This window comes from Nonomuraea sp. NPDC049607 (assembly GCF_040675375.1).
Taxonomy (GTDB): domain Bacteria; phylum Actinomycetota; class Actinomycetes; order Streptosporangiales; family Streptosporangiaceae; genus Nonomuraea.
The window spans coordinates 40,915-61,534 of record NZ_JBFAOV010000027.1 but is presented as its reverse complement, the minus strand read 5'-3'; the positions used below and the strand labels follow the sequence as shown (position 1 = coordinate 61,534).

Annotated in this window: 18 protein-coding genes; 10 read left to right on the top strand and 8 right to left on the bottom strand. The window is 72.5% G+C overall.

What is annotated here, in order from left to right:
* Position 1: 1 nt before the first annotated feature.
* A complete protein-coding gene (locus AB0J97_RS37350) occupies positions 2-1,558 on the bottom strand; it encodes an MFS transporter (protein WP_364097851.1) in 1,557 nt (518 codons plus the stop codon).
* A gap of 52 nt (positions 1,559-1,610) precedes the next feature.
* Here AB0J97_RS37350 and AB0J97_RS37345 point away from each other — a divergent pair, with 52 nt between their 5' ends.
* The 6 genes from AB0J97_RS37345 (at position 1,611) to AB0J97_RS37320 (ending at position 6,823) form a co-directional block, all read left to right on the top strand.
* Positions 1,611-2,318 (top strand): DUF1838 family protein, encoded by a 708-nt coding sequence (locus tag AB0J97_RS37345; RefSeq protein WP_364097848.1) that lies wholly within the window; start codon positions 1,611-1,613, stop codon positions 2,316-2,318.
* On the top strand, positions 2,315-2,731 hold the full coding sequence (locus AB0J97_RS37340) for an HIT domain-containing protein (RefSeq protein ID WP_357701076.1): 417 nt from the start codon (positions 2,315-2,317) through the stop codon (positions 2,729-2,731). The genes AB0J97_RS37345 and AB0J97_RS37340 overlap by 4 nt, the downstream gene beginning before the upstream one ends.
* Before the next feature lie 104 nt (positions 2,732-2,835).
* Positions 2,836-4,014, top strand: coding sequence for a histidine kinase (locus AB0J97_RS37335; protein WP_357701074.1), 1,179 nt, complete (start codon positions 2,836-2,838; stop codon positions 4,012-4,014).
* A gap of 109 nt (positions 4,015-4,123) precedes the next feature.
* Positions 4,124-4,873, top strand: coding sequence for a LytTR family DNA-binding domain-containing protein (locus AB0J97_RS37330; protein ID WP_357701073.1), 750 nt, complete (start codon positions 4,124-4,126; stop codon positions 4,871-4,873).
* Entirely contained in the window at positions 4,870-5,316 is a 447-nt protein-coding gene (locus tag AB0J97_RS37325) for a hypothetical protein (RefSeq protein WP_357701071.1), read from the top strand. Before AB0J97_RS37330 ends, AB0J97_RS37325 begins: the two co-directional genes overlap by 4 nt.
* A 19-nt stretch (positions 5,317-5,335) precedes the next feature.
* Entirely contained in the window at positions 5,336-6,823 is a 1,488-nt protein-coding gene (locus tag AB0J97_RS37320; RefSeq protein ID WP_357701069.1) for a cation acetate symporter, read from the top strand.
* A 66-nt stretch (positions 6,824-6,889) separates the two neighbouring features.
* Here the strand turns inward: AB0J97_RS37320 and AB0J97_RS37315 are convergent, their stop codons facing one another.
* Complete coding sequence (locus AB0J97_RS37315) at positions 6,890-8,215, bottom strand: hypothetical protein (RefSeq protein ID WP_364097842.1); 1,326 nt, start codon at positions 8,213-8,215, stop codon at positions 6,890-6,892.
* A 73-nt stretch (positions 8,216-8,288) separates the two neighbouring features.
* The gene (locus tag AB0J97_RS37310) at positions 8,289-9,281 is read right to left on the bottom strand and encodes a LacI family DNA-binding transcriptional regulator (RefSeq protein ID WP_364097839.1); all 993 of its coding nucleotides are present in this window, start codon (positions 9,279-9,281) and stop codon (positions 8,289-8,291) included.
* A gap of 11 nt (positions 9,282-9,292) precedes the next feature.
* Here AB0J97_RS37310 and AB0J97_RS37305 point away from each other — a divergent pair, with 11 nt between their 5' ends.
* The 4 genes from AB0J97_RS37305 (at position 9,293) to AB0J97_RS37290 (ending at position 16,154) form a co-directional block, all read left to right on the top strand.
* On the top strand, positions 9,293-10,471 hold the full coding sequence (locus tag AB0J97_RS37305) for a PLP-dependent aspartate aminotransferase family protein (protein ID WP_364097836.1): 1,179 nt from the start codon (positions 9,293-9,295) through the stop codon (positions 10,469-10,471).
* 165 nt (positions 10,472-10,636) lie between these two features.
* Positions 10,637-10,966: a DUF485 domain-containing protein gene (locus AB0J97_RS37300; RefSeq protein WP_357701062.1), complete on the top strand. Its 330-nt coding sequence runs from the start codon at positions 10,637-10,639 to the stop codon at positions 10,964-10,966.
* A gap of 17 nt (positions 10,967-10,983) precedes the next feature.
* The gene (locus AB0J97_RS37295) at positions 10,984-12,603 is read left to right on the top strand and encodes a cation acetate symporter (protein WP_357701343.1); all 1,620 of its coding nucleotides are present in this window, start codon (positions 10,984-10,986) and stop codon (positions 12,601-12,603) included.
* Between the two features lie 128 nt (positions 12,604-12,731).
* Complete coding sequence (locus tag AB0J97_RS37290; protein ID WP_364097832.1) at positions 12,732-16,154, top strand: SpoIIE family protein phosphatase; 3,423 nt, start codon at positions 12,732-12,734, stop codon at positions 16,152-16,154.
* An 8-nt stretch (positions 16,155-16,162) separates the two neighbouring features.
* Here the strand turns inward: AB0J97_RS37290 and AB0J97_RS37285 are convergent, their stop codons facing one another.
* The 5 genes from AB0J97_RS37285 to AB0J97_RS37265 form a co-directional block, all read right to left on the bottom strand.
* Positions 16,163-16,762, bottom strand: a complete 600-nt coding sequence (locus tag AB0J97_RS37285; protein WP_364097829.1) for a hypothetical protein — start codon at positions 16,760-16,762, stop codon at positions 16,163-16,165.
* Between the two features lie 71 nt (positions 16,763-16,833).
* Positions 16,834-17,421: an ATP/GTP-binding protein gene (locus AB0J97_RS37280; protein ID WP_357701056.1), complete on the bottom strand. Its 588-nt coding sequence runs from the start codon at positions 17,419-17,421 to the stop codon at positions 16,834-16,836.
* Positions 17,402-17,779, bottom strand: a complete 378-nt coding sequence (locus tag AB0J97_RS37275; RefSeq protein WP_352356948.1) for a DUF742 domain-containing protein — start codon at positions 17,777-17,779, stop codon at positions 17,402-17,404. The genes AB0J97_RS37280 and AB0J97_RS37275 overlap by 20 nt, the downstream gene beginning before the upstream one ends.
* A complete protein-coding gene (locus AB0J97_RS37270) occupies positions 17,776-18,195 on the bottom strand; it encodes a roadblock/LC7 domain-containing protein (RefSeq protein WP_357701054.1) in 420 nt (139 codons plus the stop codon). The genes AB0J97_RS37275 and AB0J97_RS37270 overlap by 4 nt, the downstream gene beginning before the upstream one ends.
* A 34-nt stretch (positions 18,196-18,229) precedes the next feature.
* Positions 18,230-20,581, bottom strand: a complete 2,352-nt coding sequence (locus tag AB0J97_RS37265; protein WP_364097824.1) for a nitrate- and nitrite sensing domain-containing protein — start codon at positions 20,579-20,581, stop codon at positions 18,230-18,232.
* Positions 20,582-20,620: the final 39 nt, after the last annotated feature.

Genomic DNA, 20,620 nt, shown 5'->3' with positions numbered 1-20,620 from the left:
CTCACTCCTCCTCGCGTCGTCTCCTCCCAGTATCGGGCAGCAGGAACGTCGCCCCGACGCCGCCGAACAGCACGATGCCGGTCACGATCGTGACCCGGCGGGTGGCGTCCGCGCCCGCCGCGACCGCGGCGGCGTGGTCGGCGGGCTCCCTGATCGCCGCGATGGCCGCGCCGCCGCTCTCCCGTACGGCGTGCCCGAGGGCGGGCTTGTCCGGCAGGCGTTCGGCCATCGCCGCGTCCAGGCCGGTGACCAGGACGGCGCCCAGCACCGCGATGCCGACGGCGGCGCCCAGTTGGCGGATCGTGCTCTGGAGCCCGGAGGCCACCCCCGAGCGGCGGGCGGGGACGTCGGCGAGCATCACGTTCGGGAGCTGGGCCGAGGCGAAGCCAACGCCGACTCCGTACAGGACGAGCCAGGGGACCAGCGTCCACGGGCCGAGCGAGGGGGAGACGGCCAGGCCGATGGCGATCGCGCCGGCGGCCTCCAGCACGAGCCCCAACCGCACGATCAGCCTGGGCGCCAGGTTGAGCCGGGGGACGACGCCGCCCGCCAGGAACGTGCCCCCGGCCAGCGAGGCGATGATCAGCCCGGTGGTGAACGGGGTGAACCCCATGGCCGCCTGGAGGAACAGCGGCAGCACCAGGATCAGGCCGAACTCGCCGAGCGTGATGATCATCGCGGCGGCGCCGCCGTACCTGAAGGAGGGGATGGAGAACAGGGACAGGTCCAGCACGACCGGGCGGCCGGCCCGCGCCCGCGCCCGCTCGACCAGCAGCAGCGCCACCAGCGCGAGCACCGCGAGCGCGAAGGCGAACGGGATCGGCGAGACGCCGCCGAGCGGCCAGGTCCATCCGAACAGGGTGGCCTCGCCGGTCGGCGTGAACCAGCCGTAGCGCTGGCCCTCGATCAGCCCGAACACCAGCGCGGCCGGGCCGATCACCGACAGCAGCACGCCGGGGACGTCCGAGCCGCCCGCCGCCGGGTCCTTCGACTCGGGCACCTTTGCCGCGCCGAGCAGCACGAGCAGGCCGATCGGCAGGTTCACCCAGAACGCCCACCGCCAGCCGAAGTCGGTCACCACCCAGCCGCCGAGCAGCGGGCCGAGCGCGGCCATGCCGCCGATGATCGAGCCCCAGACGGCGAAGGCGATCGTCCGGCGCGAGCCCGTGTAGAGGTAGTTGATGATCGCCAGCGTCATCGGGACGACCATGGACGCCCCCACTCCCTGGACGACCCGGGCGGCGATGAGCAGCGCGCCGGTCGGCGCGGAGGCGGCCAGCATGCTCGCGGCCAGGAACACCACCAGCCCGGCGGCGAACATCCGGCGCCTGCCGTGCACGTCGCCGGTCCGGCCGAGGGGGATGAGCAGGGCGGCGAAGGCCAGCGAGTAGATCGAGTTCACCCATTCGACGTCCGTGGCCGACAGCCCCAGATCGCCCATGATCGCGGGGACGGCGACGTTCACGATCGTCGCGTCGATGATGATCATCGACATCCCGACGCCGAGCACGAACAGCGGGAGCCAGCTCTGCCGGGTCCGCTCATTTAGCGACACCATGTCCCTAAACATAGCAACAAGCTGTCGCGAAACAAGGGGTAAGCTCCGGATCATGGACTTCATCCGGGTGCGTGCCTCGGCCGACGGCGCCGAGACGATCTCGTATTGGACCGGCGACGTCTACGGCTGGCAGGACGACGACGGCCCCCACCACCTGTTCGGCTTCGAGGGGCTGAACGTGGCGCGGGCGCGTCCGGCGGACGGCGGCTGGGAGTTGCTGACCAGGGAGGCGGCGCTCTACCTCGACCCGAGGACCAGGGAACCGCTCGACGTGTGGGACAACCCGCTCACCGGGCGGTCCGTGGAGGTGATGCACGTCTTCAACGACCCGGTCAACCAGCGGCTCGGGGCGTATCCGGTGCCGGTGACGCGGTTGGGGGAGCAGGTGGTCTTCAACGCCGATATCCGCCTTTCTTACCCTTCGCCGCTGCCTGTCGCGAAATATCCGGATAACTCGGCTCGGGACATGTACCGGGCGCTGGAGCTGTTCCAGTTCTTCGCCTCCGCCGCCGACGTCGAGTCCGGGATGCCGGACGTGCCGGCGGTCTTCTCCTGGTGCCGGGTCTCGCCCTGGCTGCCCTGGATGGCCATGGGGCAGCGTCCGGGCGGGCTGGTCTACCACTGCAGGGGTGCCAAGGTCACCGACGTGCCCCAGCGCCTGCGCGACCGCGTCGGCGAGCACTTCCTGCACGCCCCCACCGAGTGGACGGCGCCCAACATGACGAGCTGGACGGCCTTCGCCGATAAGGTCGGCCGGTGAGCACCGACCTGTTCTGCGAGATCGTCGCGGGTGAGCGTCCTGCGTACGTGGTGAGCGCCGACGAGGTGGCCGTCTCCTTCCTCGACACCCGGCCGGTCTTCAAGGGGCACGTGCTCGTCGTGCCCCGGGTCCACGTCGAGACGCTGGCCGACCTCGCCGACGTGGGGCCGTTCTTCGCGCGCGTCCAGGCCGTGGCCAGGGCCGTGGAGGAGGGGCTGGAGGCGGCCGGCACATTCGTGGCGATGAACAACCGGGTCAGCCAGAGCGTGCCCCACCTGCATGTGCACGTCGTGCCGCGCAACCGCAAGGACGGCCTGCGCGGCTTCTTCTGGCCGCGCACCACGTACGAGTCCGCGCAGGAGGCCGAGTCGTACGCGGCGGCCGTCGCCAAGGCGCTGACGGCGGCGGAATGAGCGCCGTGGGGGAGTGAGGGCCGTGGGGAAGTGAGGGCAGGTGGGGGAGTGAGGGCCGCAGGCGGGGTCAGGGCCGGGAGGCGGGGGCGCTAGGCTCGGGGCGCGTGGAGTACCTGGTCGGCGTCGCCGTCGTGGCCGTGCTCGTGGGCGTGCCCGCGATCGTGCTCTGGCGCGTCATGCGGGGCCGTCGCGAGCTGGGCACGAGCCCGGCCGAGCGGGCCACGTTCGAGACCCTGCACACCGCCTCCATGGCCGGCCCGCCGCTGCGGGCCGGGCTGACCGCCGAGGGCGCCGAGCGCGCCTCCCGCCACCTGCGCGCGCTCCTCGGCTCGGCCGCGCTCGCGATCACGGACCGGGAGCGCCTGCTCGTCTACGACGGCGCCGGCGACCACCACGCCGCCCAGGCGTTCGAGCACGCCGCCGCCACCCTGGAGGACGGCCGTACCCAGGTGCTCACCATCGACTGCGAGCTGCTCGAATGCCCGATCCGGCACGCCGTCGTCGTGCCGCTCACCACCGACGACCGGCTCGTCGGCGCGCTGGCCGCCTACGGGCAGAACGCCTCGGCCGGGCTGGTCAGGGCCGCGCAGGAGGTGGCCGGCTGGGTGAACTCGCAGCTCGAACTGGCCGAGCTCGACCGCTCGCGCACGCTGCTCATGGAGGCCGAGGTCCGGGCCCTGCGCGCGCAGATCTCGCCGCACTTCATCTACAACTCGCTCACCACGATCGCCTCCTTCGTCCGTACGGACCCCGAACGCGCCCGCGAGCTGCTGCTGGAGTTCGCCGACTTCACCCGCTACTCCTTCCGGCGGCACGGCGAGTTCACCACGCTGGCCGAGGAGCTGCACTCGATCGAGCGCTACCTCACCCTTGAGCACGCCAGGTTCGGCGACCAGTTGCAGGTCACCCTGCGCATCGCGCCCGAGGTGCTGCCGGTCGCGGTGCCGTTCCTGTGCCTGCAGCCGCTCGTCGAGAACGCCGTACGGCACGGCCTGGAGAGCCGCAACGGCGTCGGCCGCATCACGATCATCGCCGAGGACGCCGGCGCCGAGTGCCGCATCAGCGTCGAGGACGACGGGCTCGGCATGGACCCCGAACGGCTGCGCCGCATCCTGGCCGGCGAGATCGCCCCCACCGGCGGCGTCGGCCTGGCCAACGTGGACGAACGGCTGCGCCAGGTCTACGGCGACGAGTACGGCCTGGTCGTCGAGACCGGACCGGGCGCGGGCACGAAGGTCAACGTGCGCCTGCCGAAGTACCACCCCGGCGTCTCGGCCCGCTGACCCGTCCCTCACACACACCTGCCCCCACCTGTGACCCTGCCGTGACGGCCTTGACGTTTGGTGCCGGTTTCATCACTGTCTAATGCATTCGAGGTGTGAGGAGTCACGTGTGACCGGGCTGCGCGTCCTGGCGGTGGACGACGAGCTACCCGCACTTGAGGACCTGTCCTACCTGCTCCGCGCCGACGCCCGCATCGGCGAGGTGATGACGGCGCGCGACGGGGCGGCCGCGCTGCGCCTGCTGGACCGGGGCATCGCCGAGGGCCGCCCGATCGACGCCGTCTTCCTCGACATCCGCATGCGCGGCCTGGACGGCGTCGTGCTCGGACGGCTGCTGTCGCAGTTCGCCAACCCGCCGCGGGTCGTGTTCGTCACCGCGTACGAGGAGCACGCGGTGGACGCCTTCGAGATCAAGGCCGAGGACTACCTGCTCAAACCCGTACGTCCGGAACGGCTGGCCGAGGCCATCAGGCGCGTGGCGGTCTCGGCCGACGTGCCCGCCGAGACCGGTGAGACCGACACGATCCCCGTCGAGCTGGGCGGTGTGACCAGGTTCGTCTCCAGCGCGGACGTCCTCTACGTGGAGGCCCAGGGCGACTACGCGCGGCTGCACACCGCGACCGGCAGCCACCTCGTCCGCATCCCGCTCGCCACGCTGGAGGAACGCTGGGCGCCGGCCGGGTTCGTCCGGGTGCACCGCAGTCATCTGGTCGCCGTCAGGCACATCGAGGAGCTGCACATCGACTCGGGCCGGTGCAGTGTCCGGGTGGGCGACACCGAGCTGCCGGTGAGCCGGCGGCACACTCGCGAGCTGCGCGACCTGCTGGTCCGCCGGGCCAGGAAGGGCAGGACGGAATGACCTCCGACCCCCGTCCGGGGCGCCCCGCCGGGGCGCCGCGCACCGACGCCGCCCGCCGCATGGACGCCTTCCGCCGGTCCGAGACGCCGCGCCGGGTCAGCGTCACCAGCCCGCGCGCCGCCGCCCGCCGCCCCCGCTACCCGGCCACCAGGGAGATCGACGAGCAGACCCGCCTCGGCGAGGTCTACATGCGCTCCCTGCTGCGCACCCAGTTCCGGCTCGCCCTGTTCGTCTGCACCGTGCTGGCCTGCGTGGTCGGCGGCCTGCCGCTGCTGTTCCTGCTCATCCCCGAGCTGCGCGAGGTGGACGTCCTCGGCGTCTCCCTGCCGTGGGCGGTGCTGGCCGGGCTCATCTACCCCGCCTTCGTCATCGGCGCCTGGCTGTACGTCCGCCAGGCCGAGCGCAACGAACGCCACTTCGCCGAGCTGGTGGAACGCCGGTGACCGGCGCTGAGGGCCCGTCGTGAGCCTCGCCGCGGTGGTCGTCGTGATGGCCGCGGCCGTGCTCATCGGCGCGTACGGCATCAGGTTCTCCCGCACCACCTCCGACTTCTACGTCGCCTCCCGGACCGTCAGCCCCCTGTGGAACGCCTCGGCCATCGGCGGCGAGTACCTGTCGGCGGCCTCCTTCCTCGGCGTCGCCGGGCTGATCCTGTCCTACGGCGTGGACATGTTGTGGCTGCCCGTCGGGTGGACCGGCGGCTACCTGGTGCTCCTGGTGCTGGTGTCGGCGCCGCTGCGGCGCTCGGGGGCGTACACGCTGCCCGACTTCGCCGAGGCCAGGCTGGAGTCGATGACCGTACGCAGGACGGCCAGCGTGCTCGTCGTCCTGATCGGGTGGCTGTACCTGATGCCGCAGTTCCAGAGCGCCGGGCTGGTGCTGCGCACGATCACCGGCGCGCCGGTGTGGGCCGGCGGGCTGCTGGTCGCCGGCGTGGTGGCGGTGAACGTGCTGTCCGGCGGCATGCGGTCGATCACGTTCGTGCAGGCGTTCCAGTACTGGCTCAAGCTGACCGCGCTGGCCGTGCCGCTGGTGTTCCTGCTGCTGGCCTGGAAGGGCGACGGCGCGCCCGCCCTCAGCGTCCAGGACGCGGTCACCTGGCAGATGCCGCTGGCCGGGGCCAAGGAGTACGGGCTCTACTCGACGTACTCGCTGATCCTGGCCACGTTCCTCGGCACGATGGGCCTGCCGCACGTGCTCGTGCGCTTCTACACCAACCCCGACGGACGGGCCGCGCGCCGGACGACGCTGGTCGTGCTGACCCTGCTCGGCGCGTTCTACCTGCTGCCCGCCCTGTACGGCTGGCTCGGCCGCCTCTACGCCCCCGACCTCGTGCGTACCGACGCCGTCGTGCTCACGCTGCCCAGCCGCATGATCGGCGGCACGCTCGGCGACCTGCTGACCGCGCTGGTGACGGCGGGGGCGTTCGCGGCCTTCCTGTCCACCTCGTCCGGGCTGACCGTGTCCGTCGCCGGGGTGATCGCGCAAGACCTGCTGAAGGGCGGGGTGCGCTCGTTCAGGATTGCCACGCTCATGGCGGTCGCGGTGCCGCTGGCGCTGGCGCTCTGGGCGCGGGCGCTGCCGGTCGCGGACGTCGTGGGGCTGGCGTTCGCGGTGGCCGCCTCGTCGTTCTGCCCGCTGCTGGTGCTGGGCATCTGGTGGCGGCGGCTCACCACGACCGGGGCGCTGGCGGGGCTGTTCGTGGGGGGCGGGCTGGCGTGCGCGGCCGTGCTCGTCACGATCACCGGCGGGCCGTACGAGGGGCTGCCGGGGGCGCTGCTGGCCCAGCCGGCGGCATGGACGGTGCCGATCGCGTTCACGGTGATGGTGTCGGTGTCGTTCCTGACGCCGCACCGCGTACCGCCGGGGGTGGCCCGCACGATGGTCCGCCTCCACACCCCGGAGAACCTGGACCTGGACCGCGGCGACTGGCACCCCCGCTCCCCCTGACCCGTGGGGGACGGCCTTCCGAGCCTCCCCGGTGCTCTGGAACGCGAGCCGGTGCGCCTCCTCGGCTCACGACCAGCCTGCGGCGACGCCTCCCAACCGCTCCGACGCCACCCTGTTCCCACTCGCACCCTCGTTCTCCGCCACGGTCCCAGCCCCGCCTCCGGCCCCGGCCTTGGTGGCGGATTCGGTTGCGCGGTCGTGTCCGGCCGGGGCCTCGCGGGTGCTTCGCGCGTGCCGAGGAAGCCGGGCCTGGTCGTGGGGCTGGCCGCTCTGTGGCGGCGGGTCCAGGCCGGGGCGGTACAGGGCGGGGCCGGGTGGGGTCGGGGCGCGGCCGGGGCGTGGTTGGGCCGAGCCTTGCGGTGTCCGGTCGTGATGGGGTGGTGCGTGTGGGGGAGGGCCGGGTTGGGCCGGTATCCGGTGGGCGAGGCTCGGGTGGGGCGGCTCAGGCGGTGGAGGGTCCAGGCCCGGACGCGGGCCGACGTCGGTGGGCGGGGTCTTGGAGCGACCGGGGCCCGGGTCCTGGGCGGAGGGCTGAGGTCGGCGGGAGAGGCCGTCCGTGGGAGACGGCCGGGCGGTCCGGCCAGGACGCTGAGCGCGCGTGCCGTACTGCGTGGTGCCGGCAGGCTCGTGCGGGGTGGTGTCGGAGGGGTCGTCCGGGGTGGTTCCCTCGTCGGGGGCGAAGTACGGTCTCGTGGGAGGCGTCGGGCGGGGGACGTCGCCGTGCCGGGTGGCCTGTTCGGTCATGGGTCTGGCGTCCGTGCCCACGTGGGTTTCGACGTCGAGCACCTCGTGCCCGGGGACGGTGTGCAGGGGCTCCTCGACCGGGGGCGGGTGGTGGACGGTCCGGCCGGTGGCCGCTCCCAGGTCGCCCGCGTGCTTGCGGCCCGGTCGCCAGGAGGGGGCGCCGCCTCTCGGCCAGTCCCGCAGCGTCCCGCCCTCGCGTGCCCGGTCGACGCCCGTCCCGGGCTCTCGTGCCCGGCCCATGGCCGCTCCGCCTTCATGGGCCGCCGACGCAGGCGTTCCCGGGGCGGACGTGCCCGCGGTGCGCAGGGCGTGGCGGGGCAGGGAAGCGGGGAGGTGGTCCAGGAAGTGGGGGTCGGCGTCCAGGAGGCGGTCGATGAGGTGGGCCACGTCGTCCAGCCGTATCCGGAGCGTCGCTCGCGCCCGGGTGCCGCCGAGCCGCGCGTGCAGGTCCTCGCCCTCGACGTCGAGCTCCTCCACCCGTACCTCGGAGATCTCCAGGCGGACGTCGGGAGCGCCCGGCCCCGTCGAGGTGTCGCGCGCCCGCGGCAGCCGCCCGTCGGGGCTCGGGCAGGCGGGCGCGGAGGCGTCGGAGCCGAGCGCCCGCTCCTCGGGCGTACGGTCATCGCGGTGCGGGCTGCTCTCGGACATGACCTGCGATTACCCCTCGGGTATCCCCTCAGGCCCCGACATGTGGGGACTTGGGGGAGGTTTGACCAGAAGGTCAGGGAGGCGGGAGCTCCCCGGACCCCCGGGCGACCAGCTCGACGGGCACCCTGATCCGGCGCGGCTCGCGTACGGGATCCAGCAGCAGCTCCACCGCCCCGCGCGCCAGGCGGCCGATGTCGTAACGCACCACCGTCACGCCGGGGCTGAACAGGTCCGCCAGCGCGAAGTCGTCGAACCCCACGTACGCCGGCCGCTCGGAACGCCCCCGCAACGCCTGCAGGACGCCGATCGCCGCCCGGTTGTTCGTCGCGAAGAACGCCGTCGGCGGGTCGGGCAGGCCAAGCAGCCGCCCCACCTCGTACGACACCCGCCCCGGATCGAACACCCCCCGCACCACCAGCGCCTCGTCGGCCGCCACCCCCGCCGCGCCGAGCGCCGCCCGGTAGCCGCGGGCCCGGTCGTGCACCGAGCTCAGCCCGTCGTCGTCGGAGATCAGCGCGATGCGGCGGTGCCCGTGGGCGAGCAGGTGCGCGGTCGCGGTCCGGCCGCCGCGCTCGTCGTCCAGCATGACGACGTCGGCGTGGTCGAGGCCGTGCGGGACGCGGTCGACGAAGACCGTGCGCGGGCCGCCGTGCTCGGCCAGCCACGCGTGGTCGGCCGGCGACGGCACGACGATCAGCGCGTCCACGCCCCGCGCGTGCATCGACTCGATCAGCATGCGCTCCTTGTCCGGCCGCTCCTCGTACGAACCGAACACCACCAGCGCCTCCTGCTCGGCCGCCGCGGCCTCCACCGCGGCGGCGAGACGGGCGTAGAACTCGTTGGAGATGTTCTCCATGACCAGGCCGAGCGTCAGCATGGTCGCGCCGCGGGCCAGCCGGGCGGCGGCCTCGTTGCGGCGGAAGCCGAGCGCGCTGATCGCGTCGTGCACGCGCTGCTGCAGCGACGCCCGGACGTGCGGCTCCTGGTTGACCACGCGGGACACGGTCTTCAGGCTGACGCCCGCGTGCCGGGCGACGTCCGCCATGGTGGGTTTCCGGTTTGTCATAGTCTCCCCCCATGGAGGATGAATGGATCTGCGGCCGGATGGGCGAGGACGAGCCGTGGACGCTGGGCGCGGTGAACCCGCCGGTGTTCGAGAACTCGTTGTTCACCTTCGCCACGGCGGCCGAACTGGGAGCCGCGATCCGCGACGAGGACGAGCGGTACGTCTACGGCCGCGGCACCAACCCGACCGTCGACGTGGCGCAGCGCAAGCTGGCCGCGCTGGAACGCGGCGAGCGGGCCAAGTGCTTCGGCTCGGGGATGGGCGCCATCTCGGCGACGATCTCCTCGCTGGTCTCCGCCGGTGACCATGTGCTGGTGCTCGGCGCGGTGTACGGGCCGACCACGCAGTTCCTGCGCTACCTGGAGAAGTTCGGTGTCACGCATACGCACGTCGACGACCTCGCGGGATGTGACAGCGCTATCAGGGCGAGCACGCGCCTACTCTACTTCGAGTCGCCCTCCTACATGGCGTACGAGATCGTGGACATCGCGGGGGTGGCCGACTGGGCGCGCGGGCGCGGGCTCGTCACCGTCATGGACAACACCTGGTCCACACCCCTGTTCCAGAAGCCGCTGACGCTCGGCGTGGACCTGGTCGTGCACTCGCTGTCGAAGTACGTCGGCGGGCACAGCGACCTGGTCGGCGGCGTGGTGGTCGGGCCGTCCCGGCTGATCCGGCCGCTGGCGCTGACGGAGTACCAGCTCTACGGCGCGGCCATGTCGCCGCACGACGCGGCCAAGGTGATCAAGGGGCTGCGCACGCTGCCCGTCCGGATGGCCGCCCACCAGGAGCGGGGGCTCGCGGTGGCGGCGTTCCTGGAGGGGCATCCGGCCGTACGCGCGGTGAACCATCCGGGGCTGCCCTCCCATCCCGGCCACGCGATCGCGTCGCGCCAGATGTCCGGCTTCTCCAGCCTGTTCAGCATCGAACTCGCCACCGACGATCGCCAACAGGCCGCACTTTTCCTCGATAAATTGCGACATTTCAGGATTGGTGTTTCCTGGGGTGGCTTCGAGAGCCTGGTCAACGCGCCCGCCCTCACCATCGAGGAGAGCGTACGGGCCACCATGGGCATCCCCGTCGGCCTGGCCCGCCTGTCGATCGGCCTGGAGCCCGCCCAGACCCTGATCGAGGACCTGGCCCAGGCCCTGGGCGCCCTGCCCGGCAACGCGGGCCCGATATCGGGGTGAACGGAATACCCGACCGCTCATCGCGCTGAACAGACCTTTCACCGCAGGCCATCCCCAACTAATCGCGGTACGCGAGCGGCTCGCCGAACAGCGCCCCCGCGGCTCTCCACGACGGGTAGGTTGCGCTCTTACGTTGGGCGTGATCCGCATCACAGTGGAGGTCTCGTGACGACCAGAGAACATGACGCGTCTGTCTATGAACAGGTACAGGAGAGCACTGAGTTCCAGGAGTTGAAACGGCGTTTCCGCCGCTGGACCTTCCCCATGACGGTGGCCTTCCTGCTGTGGTACCTGCTGTACGTGGTGCTGTCCGGCTGGGCCCGTGACTTCATGGGCATCAAGTTGCTCGGCGACATCAACGTCGGGCTGGTCTTCGGGTTGTTGCAGTTCGTCTCGACGTTCCTCATCGCGTGGGCGTACGCGCGGCACGCCGAGAGGAAGCTCGACCCGATCGCCGACAAGCTCCGCCACGAGGTCGAGGAGAAGACGCAGTGAGCTCTACGACGCTGGGGATGATCCTCTTCCTCACCTTCGTCGCCGGCACCCTGGCCATCACGTTCTGGGCCAGCCGCCAGACCAAGACGGCCGCCGACTACTACGCCGGCGGCCGGTCCTTCAGCGGCGTCCAGAACGGCCTGGCGATCGGCGGCGACTACATGTCGGCCGCCTCCTTCCTCGGCATCGCCGGCATCATCGCCGTCTCCGGCTACGACGGGTTCCTCTACTCCATCGGCTTCCTGGTCGCCTGGCTGGTGGCGCTGCTGCTGGTGGCCGAGTTGATGCGGAACTCCGGCAAGTTCACCATGGCCGACGTGCTGGCCTTCCGGATGAGCCCGCGTCCGGTGCGCACGGCGGCGGGCGTGTCCACGATCGTGGTCAGCATCTTCTACCTGCTGGCCCAGATGGTCGGCGCGGGCGCGCTGGTCGGCCTGCTGCTCGGCATCACCAGCGAGGCCGGCAAGGTCTGGACGATCATCGGCGTGGGCGCCCTGATGATCGTCTACGTGGTCTTCGGCGGCATGAAGGGCACGACCTGGGTCCAGATCGTCAAGGCCGTGCTGCTGATGACCGGCGCCGCGCTGGTGACGCTGATGGTGCTGGGCAAGTACGGCTTCAACCTCTCGTCCCTGCTCGGCGAGGCCGCCGCCACCAGCGGCCCGAAGGCCAACCCGGGCAACTTCCTCATCCCGGGCCTGAAGTACGGCACCGAAGCCCAGGGCCTGGCGGGCAAGATCGACCTGATCAGCCTCGGCCTCGCGCTGGTGCTCGGCACGGCTGGCCTGCCGCACATCCTCATCCGCTTCTACACCGTCCCGACCGCCAAGGACGCCCGCAAGTCCGTCCTGTGGGGCATCGGCATCATCGGCGTGTTCTACCTGCTGACGCTGGTGCTCGGCTTCGGCGCGGCGGCGATCGTCGGCAAGACCGACATCCTCAAGGCCGACAAGGCGGCCAACACCGCCGCCCCGCTGCTCGCCGAACGGATCGGCGCGCAGATGTTCGGCGACGTCGGCGGCACGATCCTGCTCGCGCTCATCGGCGCCGTCGCCTTCGCCACGATCCTGGCCGTCGTCGCGGGCCTGACCCTGGCCTCCTCCTCCAGCTTCGCCCACGACCTGTACGCGCACGTCTTCAAGCGCGGCGGCGCCAGCGAGCGGCAGGAGGTCGTCGTGGCCCGCGTCTCGGCCCTGGTCATCGGCGCCATCGCGATCGGCCTCGGCATCCTGGCCCAGGGCCAGAACGTGGCGTTCCTGGTCGCCCTGGCCTTCGCCATCGCGGCCTCGGGCAACCTGCCGGCGATCCTCTACAGCCTGTTCTGGAAGCGGTTCAACACGGCGGGCGCGGTCGCGGCCATCTACGGCGGCCTCGGCTCGGCGCTGATCCTGGTGATCTTCTCGCCGGTGGTCTCGGCCCCGCCGCCGCCCGCGGGCGGCGCGGTGACCGCGCTGATCCACGGCGTGGACTTCCACTGGTTCCCGCTGAGCAACCCGGGCATCGTCTCGATCCCGCTCGGCTTCCTGTTCGGCTGGCTGGGGACGATCCTCAGCAAGGAGTACAACGCCGCCAAGTACGCCGAGATCGAGGTGCGCTCGCTGACCGGCGTGGGCGCCGAGAAGGCCACCGAGCACTGACCCACCCCCCGCGTGAACGGGGCCCGGCCTGTCACCGGCCGGGCCCCGTTCACGTGCGTACGGCAGGGGGAGGCGCGCGGCGAACGAACAAGCATAATCTGGACGCCTCCGAGCGTATGGAGGTTGAGATGGACGCCATTCGGCCTTCAGGCAAGCCCTCCGGCGGCGCGTCCGACCAGCCACCCGACCGGCTGTGCGAGGACCGGTCCGCCATGGACGCCGTGCTCGGCGCGGGCGGGGCCATGGGGGCGCTCATGCGCAGCCATCCCTGGGAGCGCACCCCGCTGGGCCCGCCGGAGAGCTGGCCGCAGAGCTTGACCGGCCCGGTCGGCATCTGCCTGTCCTCCCGCTTCCCAATGATCATCTTCTGGGGCCCCAAGCTGGCGCAGCTCTACAACGACGCCTACGTCCCGATCCTCGGCGGCAAGCATCCCGGCTCGCTCGGCCAGCCCGCCGACGAGTGCTGGCGGGAGATCTGGGACGTCGTCGGCCCGATGCTCCACCAGGTGCTCGACCGGGGACAGGCGACGTACTCCGACGACCTGCACCTCGTGCTGCGGCGCAGCGGGTACGCCGAGGAGTGCTGCTTCACCTTCTCCTTCAGCCCGATCCGCGACGAGTCCGGCGGCGTGGGCGGGGTGTTCTGCGCCGTCACCGAGACCACCGGCCGGGTGGTGGGCGAACGCAGGCTGGCCGTGCTGAGCGACCTCGGCGAGCGGACCATGACCGCCACCTCCGCCGCCGAGGCCTGCGCGCAGGCGGCCGCCGTCTTCGCCCGGCACCGCGACGACGTGCCGTTCGCGCTGCTCTACCTGCTGGACGCCGACGGCCGCACCGCCCGCCTGGCCGCCGCCGCGGGCCTGGAACCCGGCGGCGCGCTGAGCCCGGCCACCCTCCTCCCGGACGAGGGGGAGAGCACCTGCTGGCCGCTGCGCGAGGCCGCCGAGAAGGGCCGCGTCGTGACGTCCTGCCCGCCCGACCAGGCGCTCGCCCGGCTGGCCAGGCCAGGGTTCGACCCGCCGGACACCGCCCTGGTCCTGCCGCTGGAGCAGGCGGGAGCCGATCACCCGGCCGGGTTCCTGGTGGCCGGCGTCAACAGCGCCCGCCCGCTCGACGCCGACTGCCACACCTTCCTGGGCCTGGCCGCCAACCACATCTCGGCGGCCCTGGCCAACGCCACCGCGTTCGAGGCCGAGCACCGCCGCGCCGAGCAACTGGCCGAGCTGGACCGGGCCAAGACCATGTTCTTCGCCAACCTCAGCCACGAGTTCCGCACGCCGCTCACGCTCATGCTCGGCCCGGCCGAGGACCTGCTCGGCTCGGTGCTGCGCGAGGCCGACCGGGAGCGGGTCCGTACCGTGCACGCCAACGCGCTGCGGCTGCTCAAGCTGGTCAACACGCTGCTGGAGTTCTCCAGGGGCGAGGAGGGCGCGCTGCCCGCCGAGCCCCGGCCGGTGGATCTCGGCGCGCTCACCGCCGAGGTGGCCAGCCTGTTCCAGGCGGCGGTCGAGCGCGGCGGGCTGAGCCTCGTCGTGGACTGCCCGCCGCTGCCCAGGCCGGTCCTCGTCGATCCCGACCTGTGGGAGAAGGTCGTGCTCAACCTGCTGTCCAACGCGTTCAAGTTCACCCTGCGCGGGGAGATCAGGGTCCGCGTGGACGTGGCGGGCGACCGGGCCAGGGTCACCGTCGGCGACACCGGCGTCGGAATCCCGGCCGCCGAGCTGCCCCGGCTGTTCGAACGGTTCCGCCGCGTCGCCGGCACGCGGGCCAGGAGCGGCGAGGGCAGCGGCATCGGGCTGGCGCTGACGCGGGAGCTGGTGGAGCGGCACGGAGGCGTCATCGAGGTGGAGAGCGTGCTGGGGGAGGGGAGCACGTTCACGGTCCTGCTGCCGTTCGCACCCGACGGGCAGGCGTCCGGGACGGCCGCCGGGAGCGGGGCCCACGCGGCCGCCTTCGTGCAGGAGGCGCTCGGCTGGGTCCCGAACGACCCCGCCGCCGCGGAACGGGCGCCCGAGGTGCTGGTCGTCGACGACAACGCCGACATGCGGGCGCATCTCGTCCGCCTGCTGTCCCCGCACTGGCGGGTCGCCGCCGTCGCCGACGGCGAGGCCGCCCTGCGGGCCGTCGCGCAGGCGCCGCCCGAGCTGGTGCTCACCGACGTCATGATGCCCGGCCTCGACGGGTACGGCCTGCTGCGCGCCCTGCGCGCGGACGAACGCACCCGCACCATCCCCGTGATCATGGTCTCCGCGCGGGCCGGCCAGGAGGCCACCGTCGAGGGCCTGGAGTCGGGCGCGGACGACTACCTGATCAAGCCGTTCACGGCCGCCGAGCTGGTCGCCAGGGTGGGCACCCACCTGCGTGCCCTGCGTCGGCGCGTCGAGGCGACCCGGCGCATCCGGGCCCTGGCCGAGCTGGGCGAACGCCTGCACGCCAGCCTCGACCCGGACGAGATCGCCGGCGTGCTGTGCGAGCACCTGGTGCCCGAGTACGCGGCCGGCTGCGCGGTCTGGCTCGTCCCGGACGACGCGGACGCTCCCGGCGGCCCGCCACCGCCCCCGCGCCGCCAGGCCGTCCGCACCACCCCCGACCTCCCCGCCCCCGCCCGCACCCTCCTCCGCACCCCGCCCGCATCCGGCCCGGCCCGCGCCCTGCTGCACGGTCCACCCCCGCCCGACCCCGCCGGGCTGCTCGCGTTACCCCTGCGGGGACGGCGTGGGAGCGTCGGCGTGGTCACCCTCGCCCAGCCCGCCGCCGCGACCGCCGACCCGCAGGCCCGCGCCTTCCTGACCGCGCTGGCCGACCGCGCCGCCCTCGCCTTCGACAACGCCGCCGCCTACGCCCGCGAGCACCGCACCGCCCTCAGCCTCCAGCGCTCGCTGCTCCCGGCCCGGCTGCCCGACCTCGACGGCCTGCGCCTGGCCGCCCGCTACGAGCCCGGCACCTCAGGACGGCTCGTCGGCGGCGACTGGTACGACGTCATCGCCATGCCCGGCGGCCGCGTGGCCCTGGTGATCGGCGACGTGGTCGGCAAGGGCGTGGAGGCCGCCGCGCTCATGGGCAGGTTGCGCGCCGCCGTCCACGCCTATGCACTCGAAGGCGTGCGCCCCGCCCGCCTGCTCGAACGCCTCAACGTGTTCGTCACCCAGGGCGGCCTCCGCTACTTCACCACCATGCTCTTCGCCGTCTACGACCCGGCCGAGCGCCGCCTGGAGATCGCGAACGCCGGTCACGTCCCGCCGATGCTGGTGCCGTCCACGGGGGCGGTACGCCTGCTGGAGGCGCACCACGGCCAGGCGCTCGGCGTGGACCCCGGGTTCGCCTACGGCGGGCAGACGTTCGTCCTGCCCAAGGGCTCGACCCTGCTGCTGTACACCGACGGCCTGGTCGAGACCCGCGACGAGCCGCTGACCCGGCGGCTGGACGACCTGCGCGCCGCCCTGGCCGCCGGACCCGGTGACGCCGAGTCGGTCTGCGACCGCGCCCTGCGGGTGATGACCGAGCACGGCGCCCGCGACGACGTCGCCCTGCTCGCCCTGCAGATCCCCTGACCCGGGCCTCAGCCCCGCCGGTCGTCCACCTCGACGGCCAGGTGGGGCCAGGCCAGGTCGGCGGCGGTCAGCGCGCCGAGCGGAGGCAGGCCCTCCTGTGGGAGGAACCGGACGACGGTCCCGGTCGTGCCGTCGTCGGCGACGGGTTCGAGGCCGGTCACCGGCACGCCGTGCTCGTAGCGGCCGCTCCAGGAGCCGTCGAGGCGGCGGTTGGTGTGGACCAGCCACGCGCTGAGCGCCGCGACGACGGACATGCCCCGGCGCGGGCGGCCGTCGGGCAGCGCCGGGGCCTCGGGGTGGTCGAAGAAGCGCAGGTCCTTCGTCGCCATGACCGGCTTGCGCACCGGACGTCCGTGCTCGTCGAGGCGGGTGTCGGTGCCCCGGCCGTCGTCGGCGACCTCGACGGACCCGTCCGGGCGCAGGACGACGACGCAGCGCCCGCCGCCACGGGACTCCGCCTCGTCGGCCGCGTACGCGAGGACCTCCAGCACCAGGTGCCGGACGCCGCCGGGGGCGAACACGCCGGGACGGGCGCGGACGTGGGCGAGATGCTCGACGTCGACCGTGCCCGTCCAGTCGTGCGTCGTGTTGCGCCAGGAGGCTCTCATGGGCCCATCGTCCCAGGCCCGCCAGGTGAGCCGACCGGCGCGGCCACCGGTCGGCTCGGGATCTGGGCGGCTCAGCTCCCGACGGGCTCCGCGCGCAGCCGCGCCGAGTGCTTGACCAGGGTGATCAGCACCTCCCGGCTGGAGTCCCGCTTCCGCGCGTCGCACATCACGATCGGGATCGACGGGTTGAGCTGCAGCGCCAGCCGCACCTCGTCCAGCTCGAACGTCGGCGCCCCCTCGAAGCAGTTCACCGCCACCACGAACGGCGTCCCGCGCCGCTCGAAGTAGTCGACCGAGGGGAAGCAGTCGGCCAGGCGGCGGGTGTCGGCCAGGATGACGGCCCCCAGGGAGCCCTCGGCCAGCTCGTCCCACACGAACCAGAAGCGTTCCTGCCCGGGGGTGCCGAACAGGTACAGGACGTAGTCGGTGCCCAGGGTGATGCGTCCGAAGTCCATGGCCACCGTGGTGGTGCGCTTGGCCTCCACGGAGGTGAGGTCGTCGACGCCCACGCTTCGGTCGGTCAGCACCTCCTCGGTGCGCAACGGCCTGGTCTCGGACACGGCGCCGACCATCGTCGTCTTGCCCGCGCCGAATCCTCCGGCGATCAGGATCTTGATCGCCGTCGGGAGGCGCGGGCGCTCAGAGCGAGCGAAGACCATCGAGCACCGCCCTGTACATCTTCATGTCATGCATGTCCACCTCGGATTGCGGTTCCTGGGCAGAGACGAGTTCACGGTCGAACAGGTCGCCTAGCAGCACGCGGATCGTGCCGGCCGGGAGGTTCAGGTGCGCGGCTATCTCGGCGACCGACTTGGGTTCGCGGCAGAGCTGGAGGATGCGCAGGTGCTCGGGGTCCAGCCCGGCGTCGGGGCCCGGCGGCGGACCCACCGCCAGCGCCATGGAGATGAGGTCGAACTTGCCGTGCGCGGGCTGGGTCCGCCCGCGCGTGACGACGTAGGGCCGGATGATCTCCGGATCTATCCAGTGCTCGTCCGTGGACTCCTCCGTGGTGCTCACCGGTCGCTCCTGGCCACGGCCTCGGCGTTGCGCGCGCCGGAGGTCAGGTACTGGCCGACCCGCGCCACCAGCATCGCCATCTCGTACGCCACCAGCCCGATGTCGGCGTTCTGGGCGCAGAGCACGGCCAGGCAGGCGCGCTCGCCGGCGGTGGTCACGATCAGGAACTGCGACTTCCACTCCACGACCGTCTGCCGCACCGGACCGGCGGAGATGTGGTCCGCGACGCCCTTGGCCAGGCTCTGCAGGCCGGAGGCGACGGCCGACAGGTGCTCGCCGTCGGTGCGTTGCAGACCGGCGGACGAGGCCATGAGCAGGCCGTCGGAGGACAGCACGATGGCGTGCTCGGCCTCCTTGATCCGGCCGATCAGGTCGTCGAGCAGCCAGTTGAGGTCGGTGCCCGCGGTGGGCGTCATGTCGGGCCTCCCGTCGGGAGCCGGGCCGCGGCGGTCATGCCTCGCCCCCCGGCTGCTCTTCCATCAGCCTGGCCGCCTCGGTGCGGCCAAGACGGGTGCCTGACTGCAGGGATCCCATCATGGCGCGGATCTCCTCGGGCGAGCGCTCGTCATCGTCCTCCTCGAAATCGGGCTGCGTCGGCGTGTCGTCACGCAGCGCTGGCGCCAGGTTGGCCTGGGGGACTCGGAAGGGCAGGCCGGACGGCGTGAACTCGGCCACAGGCTGCTGCTCCGGTTCCGCGGGCGGTTCTGGTTCAGGTGAAGGCGAGGGTGCTGGTACTGGTGCTGGGAAGGGATCTGCCACTGCATGGATCTGGGTGGGGAAGGCGATGGGGGCGGGGGCGGGACGCGGCGGGGTCAGGGTGCGGACGTTCTCGGCGGGCCGCGCGACCGTCGCCAGCGTGGTCCCGGTGCTCGTACGGCGGGGCAGGCTCGGCCGGTCGTCGCCCTCCGGGTGCCGCGGCGCCGGGTCGAGCTCGACCAGCTCCTGCGGCAGCAGCACCACGACCGTGGTCCCCCCGTACGGGGAGGACTTCAGCACGACCTGGATGTCGTGCCGCCGGGCGAGCTGGCTGACCACGTAGAGGCCCAGCCGGGCGGTGCCGGAGATGCGGAACTCGGGCGGGTCGGCGATGCGCTCGTTGGCGGCGTCGAGGTCCTCGGGCTTCATGCCGAGCCCGCGGTCCTCGATCTCGATGACGTACCCGTTGGCCACGAGCTGCCCGCTGACCTGCACGTTCGTGTACGGCGGCGAGAACGACACGGCGTTCTCGATCAGCTCGGCCAGCAGGTGGATGACGTCGCCGACGGCCCGGCCGACGAGCACGACCTCGCCCATCGGCATGAGCGTGACCCGGGTGTAGTCCTCGACCTCGGCCAGCGCGCCGCGCACCACGTCCACCATGGGGACGGCCCGCCGCCACGTACGGGCGGGCGACGAACCGGACAGGACGATCAGGTTCTCGGCGTTGCGCCGCATCCGGATGGCCAGGTGGTCGAGGCGGAAGAGCTCCTTCAGCTCCTCCGGGTCGGTCTCCCGGCGCTCCATCACGTCCAGGACGGTGAGCTGCCGGTGCACCAGGCCCTGGGTGCGGCGGGCCAGGCTGAGCAGGATGTCGCGGATGCTGCGGCGCAGCTCGGCCTGCTCGGCCGCGACGGTGATGGCCGTGTGCTGCATGGTGTTGAACGCCTGGCCCACCTGGCCGATCTCGTCGTCGCCGAACTCCAGCGCGGGCGCCTCCTTGGCGACGTCCACCTCCTCGCCGTGGCCGATGCGCTCGACGATGCCGGGCAGGCGCTCGTCGGACAGCTCGTGCGCGGCGTCGCGCAGCTTCTGGAGCTGGGCGAACAGGGCGCGGGCGGTGGTGATGGACAGGATGATCGAGGCGACGACGGCCACCAGCCCGAGACCGGCGGCCAGCACCAGCCGGACGATGACGCCGGCCGCGACGGGCACGACCCGGTCCACCAGGCGGTCGCCGGCGGCCAGCACCAGGGCGCTGAAGTCGGCCAGCGCGCGGTCGGCCGCGGTCTTCCACTGCGCCGCGCCGAACGGCAGCGCCCCGGCCTGCGGGCCCTGCCCGGAGATCAGGTTCTCCATGGTCTGGAGCCTGCTCAGCGACTCGCCCTTCAGCAGCTTGTCGAAGGCCGCCTGCTCGGAGTCGGGCAGCTCGTCGCCGGCCTGCTCGGCGAGGACGTGCCAGGCGCCGACGGTCTGGGTGAACTGCGCCTGCTCCTCGGCCGAGATCCGCCCCTGGACGAGCGCGCCGGCCAGCAGGGCGTCCTCGCGCGCCAGCACCTCGCGGGACCTGTTCAGGGCCAGGAGCGTGCGGATGTCCTTGGCGACGGTCTTGTCGTCGACGGTCGCCAGCGAGCCGTAGAGGGTGAAGACGGAGTCGATCAGATCGCTGTAGGCGGCCGTGGCCTCCAGTTTGTCCAGGCGGCCGGCGTCGATGGCCTTGCGGGTCTCCTTGAGCGTGCCGAGGGCCTTGAGCACGTCGTTCAGGCGACCGGCGCCCTCGTCGTCGATGGCCCAGCTCACCAGGCCGCCGGTCGCCGCCTCCTGGAACGCGGCGAGCAGGCCGTCGGTCTTCTCGCGCTGGTTGTCCAGGTCACGGCGGGGGCCGCCGGTGGCGTCGCTGAGTTTCACGACGGAGATCCGGCGCTCCCTCTGGAGCTCGATGAGCAAGGGCTCGCTGGGGCCCACTACGCTGGAGTCGACTTGAGAGACCCAGAGCAGGTTGACACCCTCACGAAGGGTGACCCAGGCAGCGAACGCCCACAGTGCCGTGAGGGAGAGCAGTAGAGCTGTGACTTTGGTCCGCAGGCTCGTATTGCGGAAGCCCATTTATACCCACCCTGTGAAAGTCATTTCGCGTGCTCATCA